Source organism: Amycolatopsis sp. NPDC003861, assembly GCF_053605405.1.
Genome location: NZ_JBSGJD010000018.1, coordinates 34,435 through 47,652 on the forward strand (window position 1 = coordinate 34,435; position 13,218 = coordinate 47,652).

Here is a 13,218-nt window from a genome sequence, read left to right on the forward strand (position 1 = left end):
GTTACTGTTCGCGCCATGACGTCGCGCACCGCGCCCAAGCCGCTGATCTCCCACCGCCGCGGCACCGGCGAGATGATCGTGCTCAAGACCTTCCTGCTGGTGCCGTTCGCGGCGCTCCTGATCGCGGTCCCCCTGGTGTGGGGTTGGGGCATGACCTGGATCGACCTGATCCTCGCGGCGGCGTTCTACACGTTCGCCACGCTCGGCGTGACGGTCGGCTTCCACCGCTACTTCACCCACGGCGCGTTCAAGGCCTCGCGGCCCCTGCGGGTGGTGCTGGCGATCGCGGGCAGCATGGCGGTCCAGGGTTCGGTGATCTTCTGGGTGGCGAGCCACCGCCGCCACCACGCGTTCGCCGACCGCGAGGGCGACCCGCACTCCCCGTGGCTGTTCGGCACCTCGCCATCGGCGTTGCTGCGCGGCTTCTGGCACGCCCACATGGGCTGGATGTTCGGCCGCGAGGTGACCAACGCGGACCGCTTCGCCCCGGACCTGGTGGCGGACTCGGACGTGCGCTGGGTCAACCGGTACTTCTGGCTGTGGATCACGTTGAGCCTGGCCCTGCCGGCCGTGCTGGGCGGGCTGCTGTCGTGGTCCTGGTGGGGCGTGGTGACGGCGTTCTTCTGGGCGGGGTTGGTCCGGATCGCGTTCCTGCACCACGTGACGTGGTCGGTGAACTCGGTGTGCCACCTGATCGGGGAACGCCCGTTCGCGAGCCGCGACAAGGCGGCGAACTTCTGGCCGTTGGCGTTGTTGTCGATGGGTGAGTCGTGGCACAACTCGCACCACGCGGATCCGACGTGCGCTCGGCACGGGGTGTTGCGGGGTCAGGTGGATGTTTCGGCTCGGGTGATCTGGGCGTTCGAACGCTTCGGGTGGGCCACGAACGTGCGATGGCCACGGGCGGACCGGCTGGCCGCGAAGCGGGTTTGATCACTTGGCGTGATGGAAGCGCTGCTCTACCGTGTCCGACCACACACGGTAACTTTCCGTTGCGTGGAACGAAAAAACATTAAATGCCACCCGATCGTCGCGGTGATCGCGGCCATCGGGATGGTGTCCGGGCCGATTTCCCCGACGACGACCGCGCCGCACCCGGCGGAGACGATCGCGGAGGAGTACGGCGGCGGCGGGAACACCGGCAACGACGTGAGCCCGTTCATCTGACCGGTTCGTAGCCGAAGCAACGGGGAAGTCCTCGTCACCGGACGTCACTTCGCTCCGGTCACGGGGATTTCCACCGGAAAGCTATCCCGTAGTTCTCCCGCGGATGGCACCCTTCGACGAAGGTGTGCCGGACGAACCCGTCGTCGACGGGGAGAAGGTGCGCGTCACCGTCCGGCGGCCGGCATCTCCGCTCGTATTCGGTCTGCTCCGCGTACCACCAGCAGGTTTCCGGCAGGCACTTCTCGTCGAACGTGATCTGGACGGTCAAGCCGGCGACCGGCTCGCCGTCCGCAGCACACTCCCCGGGATCGATGCCGTGGTGGTCGACGTCGACGTTGACCCAGCAGCGTTCCTCGTCGAGCTCCCCGTCGAGCGCCTCGGACTTGAAGGAGTAGCGCTCGTCCCGGCGGAGCGTCCGGCGGAAGCGCAGGCGAGTCCGCACCGGGTCGCCCGGGTGCGCGCCGGGTGACGTGACCAGCCGGCACGCCCACAGCGCCGTCACCGGGATCTCTTCCGGCTCGTGCGTCCAGCCGGTCAGCGCGTGGACGTCGTAGCCGTCGACGCCGTCCTCGCACGCGACGATGTCGCGTTCGGTGATCCGGCGCCGCACGGTCATCCGGTGCATCACCGCCGTGACGATCATGCGCTTCACGAACACGGGCTGTGCGCCCTTCGACGCCGCTCGAGCCCGCCAGCCGGCGCACCGGCGGCCCGCGACCTCCACCACCGCCCGACCGACGTCGATGTAGCACCGCCAGCCCGGCTCGTCCAGCGAAAGCAGTTTCCCCGCGATGACGCCGGCCAATTCCCCGATCGCCCGCCGCCAAGCCTTGTGCATGGGAGCCGTCGTACTGGGCGGCGGATCGCCGAAGACGCCTGGCAATCGCTTCAGTTGCTTGAACCGGTCCTCCAGTGTTGCCTTCCACGTGGCCGCCCCGGGCGCGGGAGGAATCCGGAACGCCGCCATCAACGTGTTGCGCCGGCGAGAATCCCCCGCCGAGCCGAGTTTGCCGATCTCGTCGGCAATCAGCCCCAGTACCGCGAATGCCCGCAATTCGGGCGTATCGGCGAACCAGACCTCGGTCGGCGCCACCAGCGACCACAACACCGCGGCCGACTTGCTCGCCGGTTCTTCGATCGCGTAGCGGAGGAACCTGATCGGTCCGCCGTTCGAGCGGGTCGCCAGCCAGCGCAACGCGTCTTCGACGACCTCGGGTGAAGCCACCTCGCCGGCGCGCTCTCGGTTCGCCTGGATGGTCACGGCATCCTCCACCGGCAATGATCGACAATTCCCCGGCAAGCCCGGGTAATGGCGAGGAGTTCGTCGGCAGCCGCTCGGCAACGAGAAACCCGCTCCGGAAAACAAAAGATCATTTCCGGTCCCGCCGACCACCGGTCACCATTGCCCATAGGCGTACTAGTACACCATCAAGAGGGGTAGAACAATGGCCAAGGAAGTCGCCGGCAGATCGGATACGCCTCCGCCCCGGCGGGATGAGGGCCGCGCATTGCGCGAATCGATCAAAGCCGGCCTGGCCGGGATCGGCGGGCTCTACGTGGTCACCGGTTCTCTGGCGGTGACCACGATCGGAGCCGTCGTCACGCTCGTCCTGGTGGCCGTGCAGGTGGCCCGGTGACTACGCCAGCTGCTGCCGCACCGCGGACGCGAACCGCGTCACTGCCGCCGGGTCGGTCTGGCGGAAGCCCAGTGACGGCTCCGTCAGCTCCAGCTCCAGCAGCAACGGCTTCCCATCGGCCCCACGCACCAGGTCCACCCGTGCGTACAGCAGCTCGGCCCGCAGAATCCCCAGCAGACCCGAAGCCGCGTCCAAGACGTCCTCCGCCAGCGCCACGGCGTCCGCGGGCGGCGTGGCCGGGGCCAGTGATTCCGTCAGGTACAGCCCCGAGGAATCCATTGTGGACCCCAGCATCGCGCCCTTCGAGAACGCGTGCGAATAGATTCCGCCCAGGTACACCAGAGCCAGCTCGCCGGAATCGTCCACACTAGACTGATACGGCTGGATGAGTGCCGTGTGGCCCTCGGCGTGCAACCCGGCCACATGCGCGGATGCGTCGGAGCCGGAAGCGAACCGGGCCGCCCCTCGCGAACCCGCCCCCACCGACGGCTTCACGACGAAATCGCCGGCCGGGAACGACGGAGCGGAGTCCGGCGCGACCAGCGAGGTCGGCACCACCGCCACGCCCGCGTCCAGGAGCTCCACCAGGTACGACTTGTCCGTGTTCCACCGCACGACCGCAGCCGGGTTGAACAGAGACGGTACCGACTCGCACCACGCGAGGAACTCCGGACGCCGGTCGGCGTAGTCCCAGGTTGCGCGCAGGATCACCGCGTCCGCCGAGGCGAAGTCGAAGTCCGAATCCCACGGCGCCCACGAGACCGAAAAGCCCAGCGACGACAACGCGGGCAGCAAAGCGTCGTCGTCGCCGTCGCCCGAAGGGAGTTCCGCGCAGCTGACCAGGACCGCGGTGGGGCTCACTTGCCCGCCATCTTGCGGCGGTGCTCCGGGCCGATCTTGGTGGCCTGCACCGTCTCCGCGTCCCACGTCGCCGGCGCGAGGTCCTCGACCGCCTCGATCAGGGCCTCGCCCGTCGCCACCGAGGGGACCACGACGTCACCGAGGGCGCCGTCGGCACCGACCAGCACCACGCGGGCGCCCGCCCGGCCGATGTTCTCCACCACCGCGCGGGACGGCTTGCCGTGCGCCTCCACGAACTTGCGGGCCGCGCCCAGCTGCGCGCCGGTCGGCGCGACGACAGTCTCTTCCGAAGTCACGTCCCGAACCATAACCAAGAACCGGCCGGAACGCGGAACAGCGTGGCCTCGGCCATAGTTGCACCGGGAGAACCCCGACCCGGAGGAGGAGCCCCATGCCCACCGCAGTGCAGGTGACGAAGACCGGCGGCCCGGAAGTGCTCGAACCAGCCGAAGTGGACGTCCGCGCCCCGGAGGCCGGGGAGCTCCTGGTCGACGTCGCCGCGGCCGGGGTCAACTACATCGACACCTACCAGCGGCAGGGCATCTACCCGGTGGAGCTGCCGTTCGTGCTCGGCCTCGAGGGCGCCGGCACGGTCGTGGAGGCCGGCGACGGCACCGGCTTCACGGCCGGCGACCGCGTCGCCTGGCAGGGGTCGATCGGCAGCTACGCGGCCCGCAAGCTCGTCCCGGCGTCGATCGCCGTGAAGGTCCCCGAAGGCGTCTCCCTGGAGACCGCCGCCGCGACCATGCTGCAGGGCATCACCGCGCACTACCTGGTCGCCTCGACCTTCGAGGTGAAGCCGGGCCACGACGTGCTCGTGCACGCGGCCGCGGGCGGCGTCGGGCTGCTCCTGGTGCAACTGGCGAAGGCGCGCGGCGCCCGGGTCATCGGCACGGTGTCGACCGAAGAGAAGGAGAAGCTGGCCCGCGAAGCCGGCGCCGACGAGGTCATCCGCTACGACCGCGAAGACTTCGCCAAGCGCACCCGCGAGCTCACGAACGGCGAGGGCGTGGACGTCGTCTACGACGGCGTCGGCAAGGACACCGTCGACGGCAGCCTGGCCAGCCTCAAGGTCCGCGGCCTGCTCGCGCTGTTCGGCGCCTCCAGCGGCCCGGTGCCGCCCCTGGACCCGCAGCGCCTCAACGCCGGCGGCTCGCTCTACCTGACCCGCCCGACGTCGGTGCACTACACGCGCACGCGCGAGGAGATCGACTGGCGCTCGAAGGAGCTGTTCGACGCCATCCTCGCCGGCGAGCTGACCGTCCGCATCGGCGGCAAGTACCCGCTGGCCGACGCCCGCAAGGCCCACGAGGACCTGCAGGGGCGGCGCACCACCGGCAAGCTGCTGCTCATCCCCTGACCCACACCGCGCGCCAGTGGTAGCCGTCCTGCTCGGCGCGCTCGGCGGTGAACTCGACCTCGGCGCCCTCGCTCAGCTCCCGGAAGGTCCGCGCCGGGGCCTCGAGCGCCGAGAAGTGCACCCAGACGGGGTCGTCGAAGCCCGGCGCTTCGACGACCCCCCAGCCCTCTTCGCCGTGCCATTCGCGGACGCGGCCGCGGCGGACGTCCACCGGGGGTCCTAGGCGGCGCCGACCGCAACGGCGTCGGTCACGAAGACCAGCGTCTCGTTCGGCTTCATGCCGTTGCCGCCCTCGCCGTACGCGAGGTCCGGCGGGATGATCAGCAGGCGGCGGCCGCCCTGCTTGATGCCGGTGAGGCCCTGGTCCCAGCCCGGGATGACCTCGCCCGCGCCCAGGTTGAGGTCGAACGTCTGGCCGCGGTCGAAGGAGCTGTCCAGCTTCTTCTTGTCCGACCAGGTCACCAGCAGGTAGTTCATCTTGAGCTTCTGGCCGGCCTTGGCGGGGTCGCCGGTGCCCTCGGACAGGTCCTTCGTCACCAGCTTCTTCGGCGGGTCGCAATCGTCCGGGATGGTGATCGCCGGCACCTCGCCGAACTTGCCCGTCGTCTTGATGTCGTCCGCGGTGCACTCGCGGCCCTTGCTCTGGGCCGGCGCCGGCGCGGCGCTGGACGACGGGACGGGCGGCCCCGCCGGAGCGGCCGTCTCGGTCTTGGGCTGCTGGCCGCACGCGGCCAGCGACAGCGCCGCCGCGGCGACCACCACGATCTTCCCGATCTTCTGCATGCGAGGCACCCTAGCCAAGCACGGAGAGTGCCCGAACCTCGTCACCGGTGGCGACCACGCCGAGCCGCCGGGTCGCGCGCGTCAGGGCCACGTACAGGTCGTTGAGCCCCCGCGGCGAACCCGCGACGACCTCGTCCGGCGCGACCAGCACCACCGAGTCGAACTCCAGGCCCTTCGACCGCTCGACCGTCAGCACGCTCAGCCGTTCGTCGAACGACCCGAGCAGCGCCGAAACGGCGTCGAACCGGCCCGCGGGCACCAGCACCGCGACCGTGCCGCCGTCCACTTCGGACAGCTCGCGCGTCACCAGCCCGGGCAGCTCCGCCTCCAGGGAAGCCGGCCGCACCGACCACGGCGGCACCCCGGTCTCCCGCACCGACGAGGGCGCCGAAAGCGAAGGCGAAACCTCCGCGAGCACCCGCGCCGCGACGGCCATGATCTCGGCCGGCGTGCGGTAGTTCACGGTCAGCTGCTCCAGCCGCCACCGGTCCTCGACGTACGGCGAAAGCACCTCGCCCCACGACCGCGCCCCGCCCGCCGCACCGGTCTGGGCGACGTCCCCGACCAGCGTCATCGACCGGTTCGGCGTGCGCCGCATGAGCAGCCGCCAGTCCATCGCCGACAGCTCCTGCGCTTCGTCGACGATCACGTGCCCGAACGTCCAGGTCCGGTCCTGCGCGGCCCGCTGGGCGGCGGTCAGCTCGCTGCGCGCCTGCTGGCGTTCGGCGAACAGCTCGGCGTCGAGGACGTCGGAGACGCGCAGCAGTTCCTCGTCGATGATCTCTTCGTCCTGCTCGAGGATGTCGAGCACGCCCTCGGCGTACGCGCGATCCTCGCGCTCACGGCGTTTGCGCTCGACGCGGGCCTCGGTGTCGTCGACGCCGATCAGCTCGGCCAGTTCGTCGAGCAGCGGCACGTCCGCGGGGGTCCAGCGGGCATCCCGGCCGCTCTCCAGCAAGGCGCGGTCCTCGGGCGACAGCAGCTTCCCGGCGGCGGCGTCGAGGCGTTCGCGGTCGGCGAACAGGTCGTCGAGCACGCCTTCCGGGGTCAGCACGGGCCACAGCGAGTCGAGCGCGGCGGCCACGTTCTCGTCGGCGGCCAGCTCGGCGCGGATGTCCTGCAGGTCCTGCCCGTCGAGGAGGTCCTCCCCCAGCTTGCGGGCGGCCTGGCGGGTCAGCGCGTCGAGGACGTCGGAGACGAACAGGCGCCGCGCCGGGTTGTGCGGCCGCCGCGAGCGGCGGGCGCGGGTCCGGGCGTCGGTGCAGGTCTTGCGGTCGAGTCTCAAGACGTCGTGCTCGTACTCGATCTCGAGGACGGGCTCGGGCACGCGCTGGCGGTCGCGGACGGCGTTGGCCAGCACCTCGGCCAGCACCAGCCGCCCCTTGACCTCGGTCGTCTCGCGCGGCTCCACGCCGTCGGCGGTCAGGCCGGGGTAGAGCTGGCCGATGGTGGCGAGCAGCACGCCGGTCTCGCCGAGCGAGGGCAGCACCTGGCCGATGTAGCGCAGGAAGGTGCTGTTCGGGCCGACGACCAGCACGCCGCGGGTGGTGAGCTGCTGGCGGTGCGTGTAGAGCAGGTAGGCGGCGCGGTGCAGCGCGACGGCGGTCTTCCCGGTGCCGGGGCCGCCCTGCACGACCATGACGCCGCCGAGCGGGGCGCGGATGATCCGGTCCTGCTCGGCCTGGATGGTCGCGACGATGTCGCTCATCTCGCCGGTGCGCCGCTGCTCCAGCGCGGCCAGCAGCGCGGCCTCGCCGGCCAGGCCGAGATCCTGGCCCTGGTCGGCGGCGGTGAGGTCCAGGACCTCGTCGTCGAAGCCGGTGACCTTGCGGCTCAGCGACCGCAGGTGCCGCCGCCGGAGCACCCCTTCGGGTGACGCGGCGGTGGCGAGGTAGAACGGCCGCGCGACCGGCGCCCGCCAGTCGACCAGCAGCGGCTTGTAGTCGTCGTCCTCGTCGAACAGCCCGAGCCGGCCGATGTAGGTGGTTTCCTCGGCGCTCTCGGGGACGAAGTCGAGGCGTCCGAAGGCGAGGCCCTGCTCCACCGAGCCGAGCTGGGCGAGCCGGTCGGTGTAGAGGGTGGTGGCGACGTCGCGTTCGGTGCGGGCCTGCGGGGTGCCGCCGGTCTGCCGCAACGTCTCGTCGAGGCGGCGCTGGGCTTCGAGGCGCTCGGCGTCGAGCTTCGCGTAGAGGGTGGTGACGTACGCCTGCTCGCGGGCGAGCTCGGCGGAAAAACCGTCCGAAGACAAGGATCCTGCTTTCGCCTCGGGGAAAAAGAGCCAACGAAGTCTAACGGCGCCCGCGGCGCGATCATTCCGTCCGCAGGTCGCAGTAGGGGAAGACCTCGCTGCCCGGCGGGACGGCGGCCGGCCGCACCTGCTCCCCCGGCGCGCATCCCACGCTCGCCGCGGGCAGCTGTTCGCCACCGGTGATGCGCCCGTCCGGGGCGCGGAACAAGGCGGCGGCGCCACGGCTGGTGAGGGCCCGGCAGTTCTCGGAGCGGTAACGGACGCCACCTTCGCCGACGGTAGCGGTCACGGGTGTGAAGCCACCGAGGGCTTCCGGTGCGATCCAGATCACCGGGCCGACCGCGGGGTGGTCGAGCACGACCCCGATCCGCTGGCCGGGCAGGAGCACCGGGACCTCGACGGTCCGGGCGCCGGACGTCACCGGGATCCGGTAGGCGGCGAGGGTGCTGGTGTTTTCCAGCACCGCCGCGCCCGGGCCTTGCTCGGCGATCCGGACGGTGCCGCCGTCCGGGGCCGGGCCGGGGAGCGCGGTGATCTTGGCCGGGATGGCGCAGCCGGTGCCGAGCAGCCGGTCCTGGTCGAGGTCGAACCGGCCGCGGCCGAGCAGGGCCACCAGGCCGAAGGCGACGACCGCGGTGACCCCGATCCCGATCCGCCGGAGGATCAGAACGGCAGGCCGAGGGTCGGCAGCCCGATGGCCGAGTCCACCGCCAGCGCCACGAACACGATCATCAGGTACGTGTTCGACCGGTGGAACAGCGCCATCGGCTTGGTCTCTTCGCCGCGCCGCACGGCCGCCTGCAGGCTGTGCGCGTAGAAGAGGAACCAGCCGCCCGCCAGGATCGCGAACGTGCCGTACAGCCACGACGTCACCGGGAGCAGCAGGAGCGTCCACGCCACCATCACCCACGAGTAGATGACGATCTGCCGGGCGACGTGCTGGGCGGTGGCGACCACCGGCAGCATCGGAACACCCGCGCGCTCGTAGTCGTCGCGGTACTTCATGCCCAGCGCCCACGTGTGCGGCGGCGTCCAGAAGAAGATCACGCCGAACATCACGAACGCCGGCCACTGGACCGTGCCGGTGACGGCCGCCCAGCCGATGACGACCGGCATGCAGCCCGCGGCGCCGCCCCAGACCACGTTCTGTGACGTGCGCCGCTTGAGGCCCAGCGTGTACACGAAGATGTAGAAGAGGATCGTCGCGATGGCCAGGATCGCCGAGAGCAGGTTCACCGTGAGGTACAGCACGGCGGCCGAGGCGACGCCCATCACCAGGCCGAAGATCAGCGCGCCGCGGCGGGGCACCGAGTCCTTCACCAGCGGGCGGCGCTTCGTGCGGTTCATCACCTTGTCGATGTCCGCGTCGATCACGCAGTTGAGCGCGTTCGCACTGCCCGCGGCCATCGTCCCGCCGACCAGCGTGGCCAGGACCAGCCACGGCGAGGGGATCTGACGGCCGGCGAGGAACATCGCCGGGATGGTGGTCACCAGGAGGAGCTCGATCACCCGGGGCTTGGCCAGCGCGGCGTAGGCGCCGACGACCCGGCGGAGGCTTCGCCGCTCACCGTGCGGTCGCTCACCGGTCGGGTGCACGGCGCTGGTGTCGTCACTGCGTCCGTGCGCAGCGTTCACCAACGACATTTCACTCCCTGCGTCAGGTTCGGGCGGGACAGCGCGGGTAGCCGAAGAACCAGCCACTGAACCCTCGAACGATGTTAGACGTGGTGAATCCCGTGGGTGATCGCGGGTCCTCGACCGGCCCAAGCACTAGGCTGGCCGCGACGGGCCGCGATTGCCCCTGCGCATGGCCGCGAGCAGGAATATCGTCCCTTCGGGATCGATTGAGATAAGTAGCCGCGCGTACGGGTAACCGGAACGAGGAAGACCAGCCGCAACCATCATGACCGGGAGTTGGAGTTCAGTGTCCGAAACCGCCACTACCAGCGAGAACAACCCACTCCTCCGGCGTAACGTCCCCGCCGACTGGACCGACACCGACACCCGCGCCGTGGACACCGTCCGGGTGCTGGCCGCCGACGCCGTGGAGAACTGTGGCAGCGGCCACCCCGGCACCGCGATGAGCCTCGCGCCGCTCGCCTACACGCTGTTCCAGCGGGCCATGCGGCACGACCCGAACGACCAGCACTGGCCGGGCCGCGACCGGTTCGTCCTGTCGGCCGGCCACTCGAGCCTCACCCTCTACATCCAGCTCTTCCTCGCCGGCTACGGCCTCGAGCTCGAAGACCTCAAGCAGTTGCGCAAGTGGGGCTCCAAGACCCCGGGGCACCCCGAGTACCGCCACACCGACGGCGTCGAGACCACCACCGGCCCGCTGGGCCAGGGCCTGGCCAACGCCGTGGGCATGGCGATGGCGGCCCGCCGCGAGCGCGGCCTGCTCGACCCGGACGCGGCGCCCGGCGAGAGCATCTTCGACCACCACATCTACGTGATCGCCTCCGACGGCGACATCGAAGAGGGCGTCACCTCCGAGGCCTCGTCCATCGCGGGCCGCCAGGAGCTGGGCAACCTGATCGTCTTCTACGACGACAACAAGATCTCGATCGAGGACGACACCAACATCGCGCTGTCCGAGGACACCGTCGCGCGCTACGAGGCCTACGGGTGGCACACCCAGGTCGTCGAGGGCGGCGAGGACGTCGTCGCGATCGAGGAGGCCATCAAGGCCGCCAAGGCCGAGACGCAGCGGCCGTCGTTCATCGCGCTGCGGACCGTCATCGGCTACCCGGCCCCCAAGAAGATGGGCACCGGCAAGGCGCACGGCGCCGCGCTGGGCGGCGAAGAGGTCGCCGCGGTCAAGGAGATCCTCGGCTTCGACCCGGAGCAGTCGTTCCAGGTCGAGGACGACGTGCTCAAGCACACCCGCCAGGCGGCCGAGCGCGGCAAGGCCGCGCACGCCGAGTGGCAGGAGAAGTACGAGGCCTGGGGCCAGGCCAACCCGGAGCGCAAGAAGATCGGCGACCGGATGAAGACCCGCTCGCTGCCCGAGGGCTTCGCCGACAACCTGCCGAAGTGGGAGCCGGACGCCAAGGGCATCGCGACCCGCAAGGCCTCCGGTGAGGTGCTCAACGCCCTCGCCGAGCCGCTGCCGGAGCTGTGGGGCGGCTCGGCCGACCTGGCCGAGAGCAACAACACGACGATGAAGGGCGCCGACTCGTTCGGTCCCGAGAAGGCCGCCACCGACATGTGGCAGGCCAACCCGTACGGCCGGACGCTGCACTTCGGCGTCCGCGAGCACGCCATGGGCTCCATCCTCAACGGGATCGCGCTGCACGGCGGCACCCGCCCGTACGGCGCCACGTTCCTCATCTTCTCCGACTACATGCGCCCGCCGGTCCGGCTGGCCGCGCTGATGAAGGCGCCGGTCACCTACGTGTGGACGCACGACTCGATCGGCCTCGGCGAGGACGGCCCGACGCACCAGCCGATCGAGCAGCTCTCCGCGCTGCGCGCGATCCCGGGCCTCAACGTCGTCCGCCCGGCGGACGCCAACGAAACCGCGTACGCCTGGAAGGCCGTGCTGGAGGACACCGACCACCCGTCCGGCCTGGCGCTGACCCGCCAGAACGTGCCGGTGCTCGAGGGCACCAGCGCCGAGGGCGTGGCCAAGGGCGGGTACGTCCTCGCCGACAGCGACGGCACCCCGGACGTGGTCCTCATCGCCACCGGTTCCGAGGTCCAGCTCGCCGTCGAGGCCAAGAAGACCCTGGACGCCGACGGCGTCAAGGCGCGCGTCGTGTCCATGCCGTGCGTCGAGTGGTTCGACGCGCAGGACGCGGCCTACCGCGAATCCGTCATCCCGGCCGGTGTGAAGGCCCGCGTGTCCGTCGAGGCGGGCATCGCCCAGTCGTGGCACCGCTTCACCGGTGACGCCGGGGTGAACGTTTCGATCGAGCACTTCGGCGCCTCCGCCGATGCCGCCACACTGTTCCGTGAGTTCGGGTTCACCGCGGAAGCAGTCGTCGAGGCCGCCCGCCGCTCGATCCAGAACACCAAGAATTCCTGAAGGGGATGACAGTAATGAGCAACGACAAGCTCGCGGCACTGTCCGAGGCCGGTGTATCGATCTGGCTCGACGACCTCTCCCGTGAACGCCTGAACACCGGCAACCTGGCCGACTTGATCCGCGACAAGCACGTCGTCGGCGTGACGACGAACCCGACGATCTTCGCGAACGCGATGTCGAAGGGCGACGCCTACGACGAGCGCACCCGCGAGCTCGCCGCCCAGGGCGCCGACGTCGAGGCCACCATCCGGGACCTGACCACGACCGACGTGCGCAACGCCGCGGACCTGTTCCGCGACGTCTACACCGCCACGAACGGCGTCGACGGCCGTGTCTCCATCGAGGTCGACCCGCGCCTGGCCAAGGACACCGGCAAGACGGTGGCCGAGGCGAAGGACCTGTGGAAGACCGTCGACCGGCCGAACGTGCTGATCAAGATCCCGGCCACCGAAGAGGGCCTGCCGGCGATCACCGCCACGCTCGCCGAGGGCATCAGCGTCAACGTCACGCTGATCTTCTCCGTCGAGCGCTACAAGAAGGTCATCGAGGCCTTCTTCGCGGGCCTGGAGCAGGCCAAGGCCAACGGCCACGACCTGCGCGGCATCCACTCGGTGGCGTCCTTCTTCGTGTCCCGTGTGGACACCGAGATCGACAAGCGCCTGGAAGCCATCGGCACCGACGAGGCCCTGGCCCTGCGCGGCAAGGCGGCCGTCGCCAACGCGCGGCTCGCCTACGCGGCCTTCGAGGAGCTGTTCGCTTCGGATCGCTGGAAGGCCCTCGCGGCCGACGGCGCCAACGCGCAGCGCCCGCTGTGGGCCTCGACCGGCGTGAAGAACCCGGACTACTCCCCCACGCTCTACGTCGACGACCTGGTCGTCAAGGACACCGTCAACACGATGCCGGAGAAGACCCTCGACGCGGTCGCCGAGCACGCCGACCTGCAGGGTGACCGGGTCACCGGCCACGGCAAGGACGCGCAGAAGGTGTTCGACCAGCTCGAAGCCGTCGGGATCGACATCACCGACGTGTTCCTCGTCCTGGAGAACGAGGGCGTCGAGAAGTTCGAGAAGTCGTGGACCGAGCTTCTGGAGACCGTGAACGGGCAGCTCGAGAAGGCGAAGGGCTGAAGCACGAC

Annotated in this window: 14 protein-coding genes; 6 read left to right on the plus strand and 8 right to left on the minus strand. The window is 70.3% G+C overall.

Translation table 11 applies throughout. The annotated features are described in order from the left end of the window. The first annotated feature begins 15 nt into the window (after positions 1–15). Complete coding sequence (locus ACWEVN_RS07530) at positions 16–933, plus strand: acyl-CoA desaturase (protein ID WP_452050632.1); 918 nt, start codon at positions 16–18, stop codon at positions 931–933. A 63-nt stretch (positions 934–996) separates the two neighbouring features. Further along, positions 997–1,167, plus strand: coding sequence for a hypothetical protein (locus ACWEVN_RS07535; protein ID WP_452050633.1), 171 nt, complete (start codon positions 997–999; stop codon positions 1,165–1,167). Positions 1,168–1,225: 58 nt separating this feature from the next. Here ACWEVN_RS07535 and ACWEVN_RS07540 read toward each other — a convergent pair whose 3' ends face one another. Further along, positions 1,226–2,428 carry a hypothetical protein gene (locus tag ACWEVN_RS07540; RefSeq protein WP_452050634.1) on the minus strand — a complete coding sequence of 401 codons (1,203 nt, stop codon included), beginning with the start codon at positions 2,426–2,428 and terminating at the stop codon, positions 1,226–1,228. Between the two features lie 184 nt (positions 2,429–2,612). Between ACWEVN_RS07540 and ACWEVN_RS07545 the strand changes: the two genes are divergently transcribed. Further along, positions 2,613–2,804: a hypothetical protein gene (locus tag ACWEVN_RS07545; protein ID WP_452050635.1), complete on the plus strand. Its 192-nt coding sequence runs from the start codon at positions 2,613–2,615 to the stop codon at positions 2,802–2,804. Here ACWEVN_RS07545 and ACWEVN_RS07550 read toward each other — a convergent pair whose 3' ends face one another. Beyond that, positions 2,805–3,665, minus strand: coding sequence for an ATP-grasp domain-containing protein (locus tag ACWEVN_RS07550; protein WP_452050636.1), 861 nt, complete (start codon positions 3,663–3,665; stop codon positions 2,805–2,807). After that, a complete protein-coding gene (locus ACWEVN_RS07555; RefSeq protein WP_449684309.1) occupies positions 3,662–3,973 on the minus strand; it encodes a hypothetical protein in 312 nt (103 codons plus the stop codon). Before ACWEVN_RS07555 ends, ACWEVN_RS07550 begins: the two co-directional genes overlap by 4 nt. 83 nt (positions 3,974–4,056) lie before the next feature. Between ACWEVN_RS07555 and ACWEVN_RS07560 the strand changes: the two genes are divergently transcribed. After that, positions 4,057–5,025, plus strand: a complete 969-nt coding sequence (locus ACWEVN_RS07560; protein ID WP_452050637.1) for a quinone oxidoreductase family protein — start codon at positions 4,057–4,059, stop codon at positions 5,023–5,025. On the opposite strand, the gene ACWEVN_RS07565 is transcribed toward ACWEVN_RS07560, so the two are convergent. From ACWEVN_RS07565 to ACWEVN_RS07585, 5 genes are all read right to left on the minus strand, one after another. Further along, the gene (locus ACWEVN_RS07565) at positions 5,015–5,236 is read right to left on the minus strand and encodes a cold-shock protein (RefSeq protein ID WP_452050638.1); all 222 of its coding nucleotides are present in this window, start codon (positions 5,234–5,236) and stop codon (positions 5,015–5,017) included. The two genes, ACWEVN_RS07560 and ACWEVN_RS07565, sit on opposite strands and share 11 nt — an antisense overlap. Positions 5,237–5,244: 8 nt before the next feature. Next, positions 5,245–5,808, minus strand: coding sequence for an FKBP-type peptidyl-prolyl cis-trans isomerase (locus ACWEVN_RS07570; protein ID WP_310975155.1), 564 nt, complete (start codon positions 5,806–5,808; stop codon positions 5,245–5,247). 10 nt (positions 5,809–5,818) lie between these two features. Then, positions 5,819–8,056 carry a HelD family protein gene (locus ACWEVN_RS07575; RefSeq protein WP_452050639.1) on the minus strand — a complete coding sequence of 746 codons (2,238 nt, stop codon included), beginning with the start codon at positions 8,054–8,056 and terminating at the stop codon, positions 5,819–5,821. A 61-nt stretch (positions 8,057–8,117) separates the two neighbouring features. Further along, positions 8,118–8,669 carry a hypothetical protein gene (locus ACWEVN_RS07580; protein WP_452050640.1) on the minus strand — a complete coding sequence of 184 codons (552 nt, stop codon included), beginning with the start codon at positions 8,667–8,669 and terminating at the stop codon, positions 8,118–8,120. A 50-nt stretch (positions 8,670–8,719) separates the two neighbouring features. Then, complete coding sequence (locus ACWEVN_RS07585; protein WP_310975150.1) at positions 8,720–9,700, minus strand: heme o synthase; 981 nt, start codon at positions 9,698–9,700, stop codon at positions 8,720–8,722. A 280-nt stretch (positions 9,701–9,980) separates the two neighbouring features. Between ACWEVN_RS07585 and tkt the strand changes: the two genes are divergently transcribed. Further along, positions 9,981–12,083 (plus strand): transketolase, encoded by a 2,103-nt coding sequence (gene tkt, locus ACWEVN_RS07590; RefSeq protein ID WP_449684304.1) that lies wholly within the window; start codon positions 9,981–9,983, stop codon positions 12,081–12,083. A gap of 14 nt (positions 12,084–12,097) precedes the next feature. Continuing rightward, complete coding sequence (tal, locus tag ACWEVN_RS07595; protein WP_449684303.1) at positions 12,098–13,210, plus strand: transaldolase; 1,113 nt, start codon at positions 12,098–12,100, stop codon at positions 13,208–13,210. The last annotated feature ends 8 nt before the right edge of the window (positions 13,211–13,218 follow it).

Coding starts and splice junctions, on each gene's coding strand:
- ACWEVN_RS07560 (WP_452050637.1), top strand. CDS start 4,057: ATGCCCACCGCAGTGCAGGTGACGAAGACCGGCGGCCCGGAAGTGCTC.
- tal (WP_449684303.1), top strand. CDS start 12,098: ATGAGCAACGACAAGCTCGCGGCACTGTCCGAGGCCGGTGTATCGATC.
- ACWEVN_RS07585 (WP_310975150.1), bottom strand. CDS start 9,700: ATGTCGTTGGTGAACGCTGCGCACGGACGCAGTGACGACACCAGCGCC.
- ACWEVN_RS07530 (WP_452050632.1), top strand. CDS start 16: ATGACGTCGCGCACCGCGCCCAAGCCGCTGATCTCCCACCGCCGCGGC.
- ACWEVN_RS07555 (WP_449684309.1), bottom strand. CDS start 3,973: ATGGTTCGGGACGTGACTTCGGAAGAGACTGTCGTCGCGCCGACCGGC.
- ACWEVN_RS07570 (WP_310975155.1), bottom strand. CDS start 5,808: ATGCAGAAGATCGGGAAGATCGTGGTGGTCGCCGCGGCGGCGCTGTCG.
- ACWEVN_RS07545 (WP_452050635.1), top strand. CDS start 2,613: ATGGCCAAGGAAGTCGCCGGCAGATCGGATACGCCTCCGCCCCGGCGG.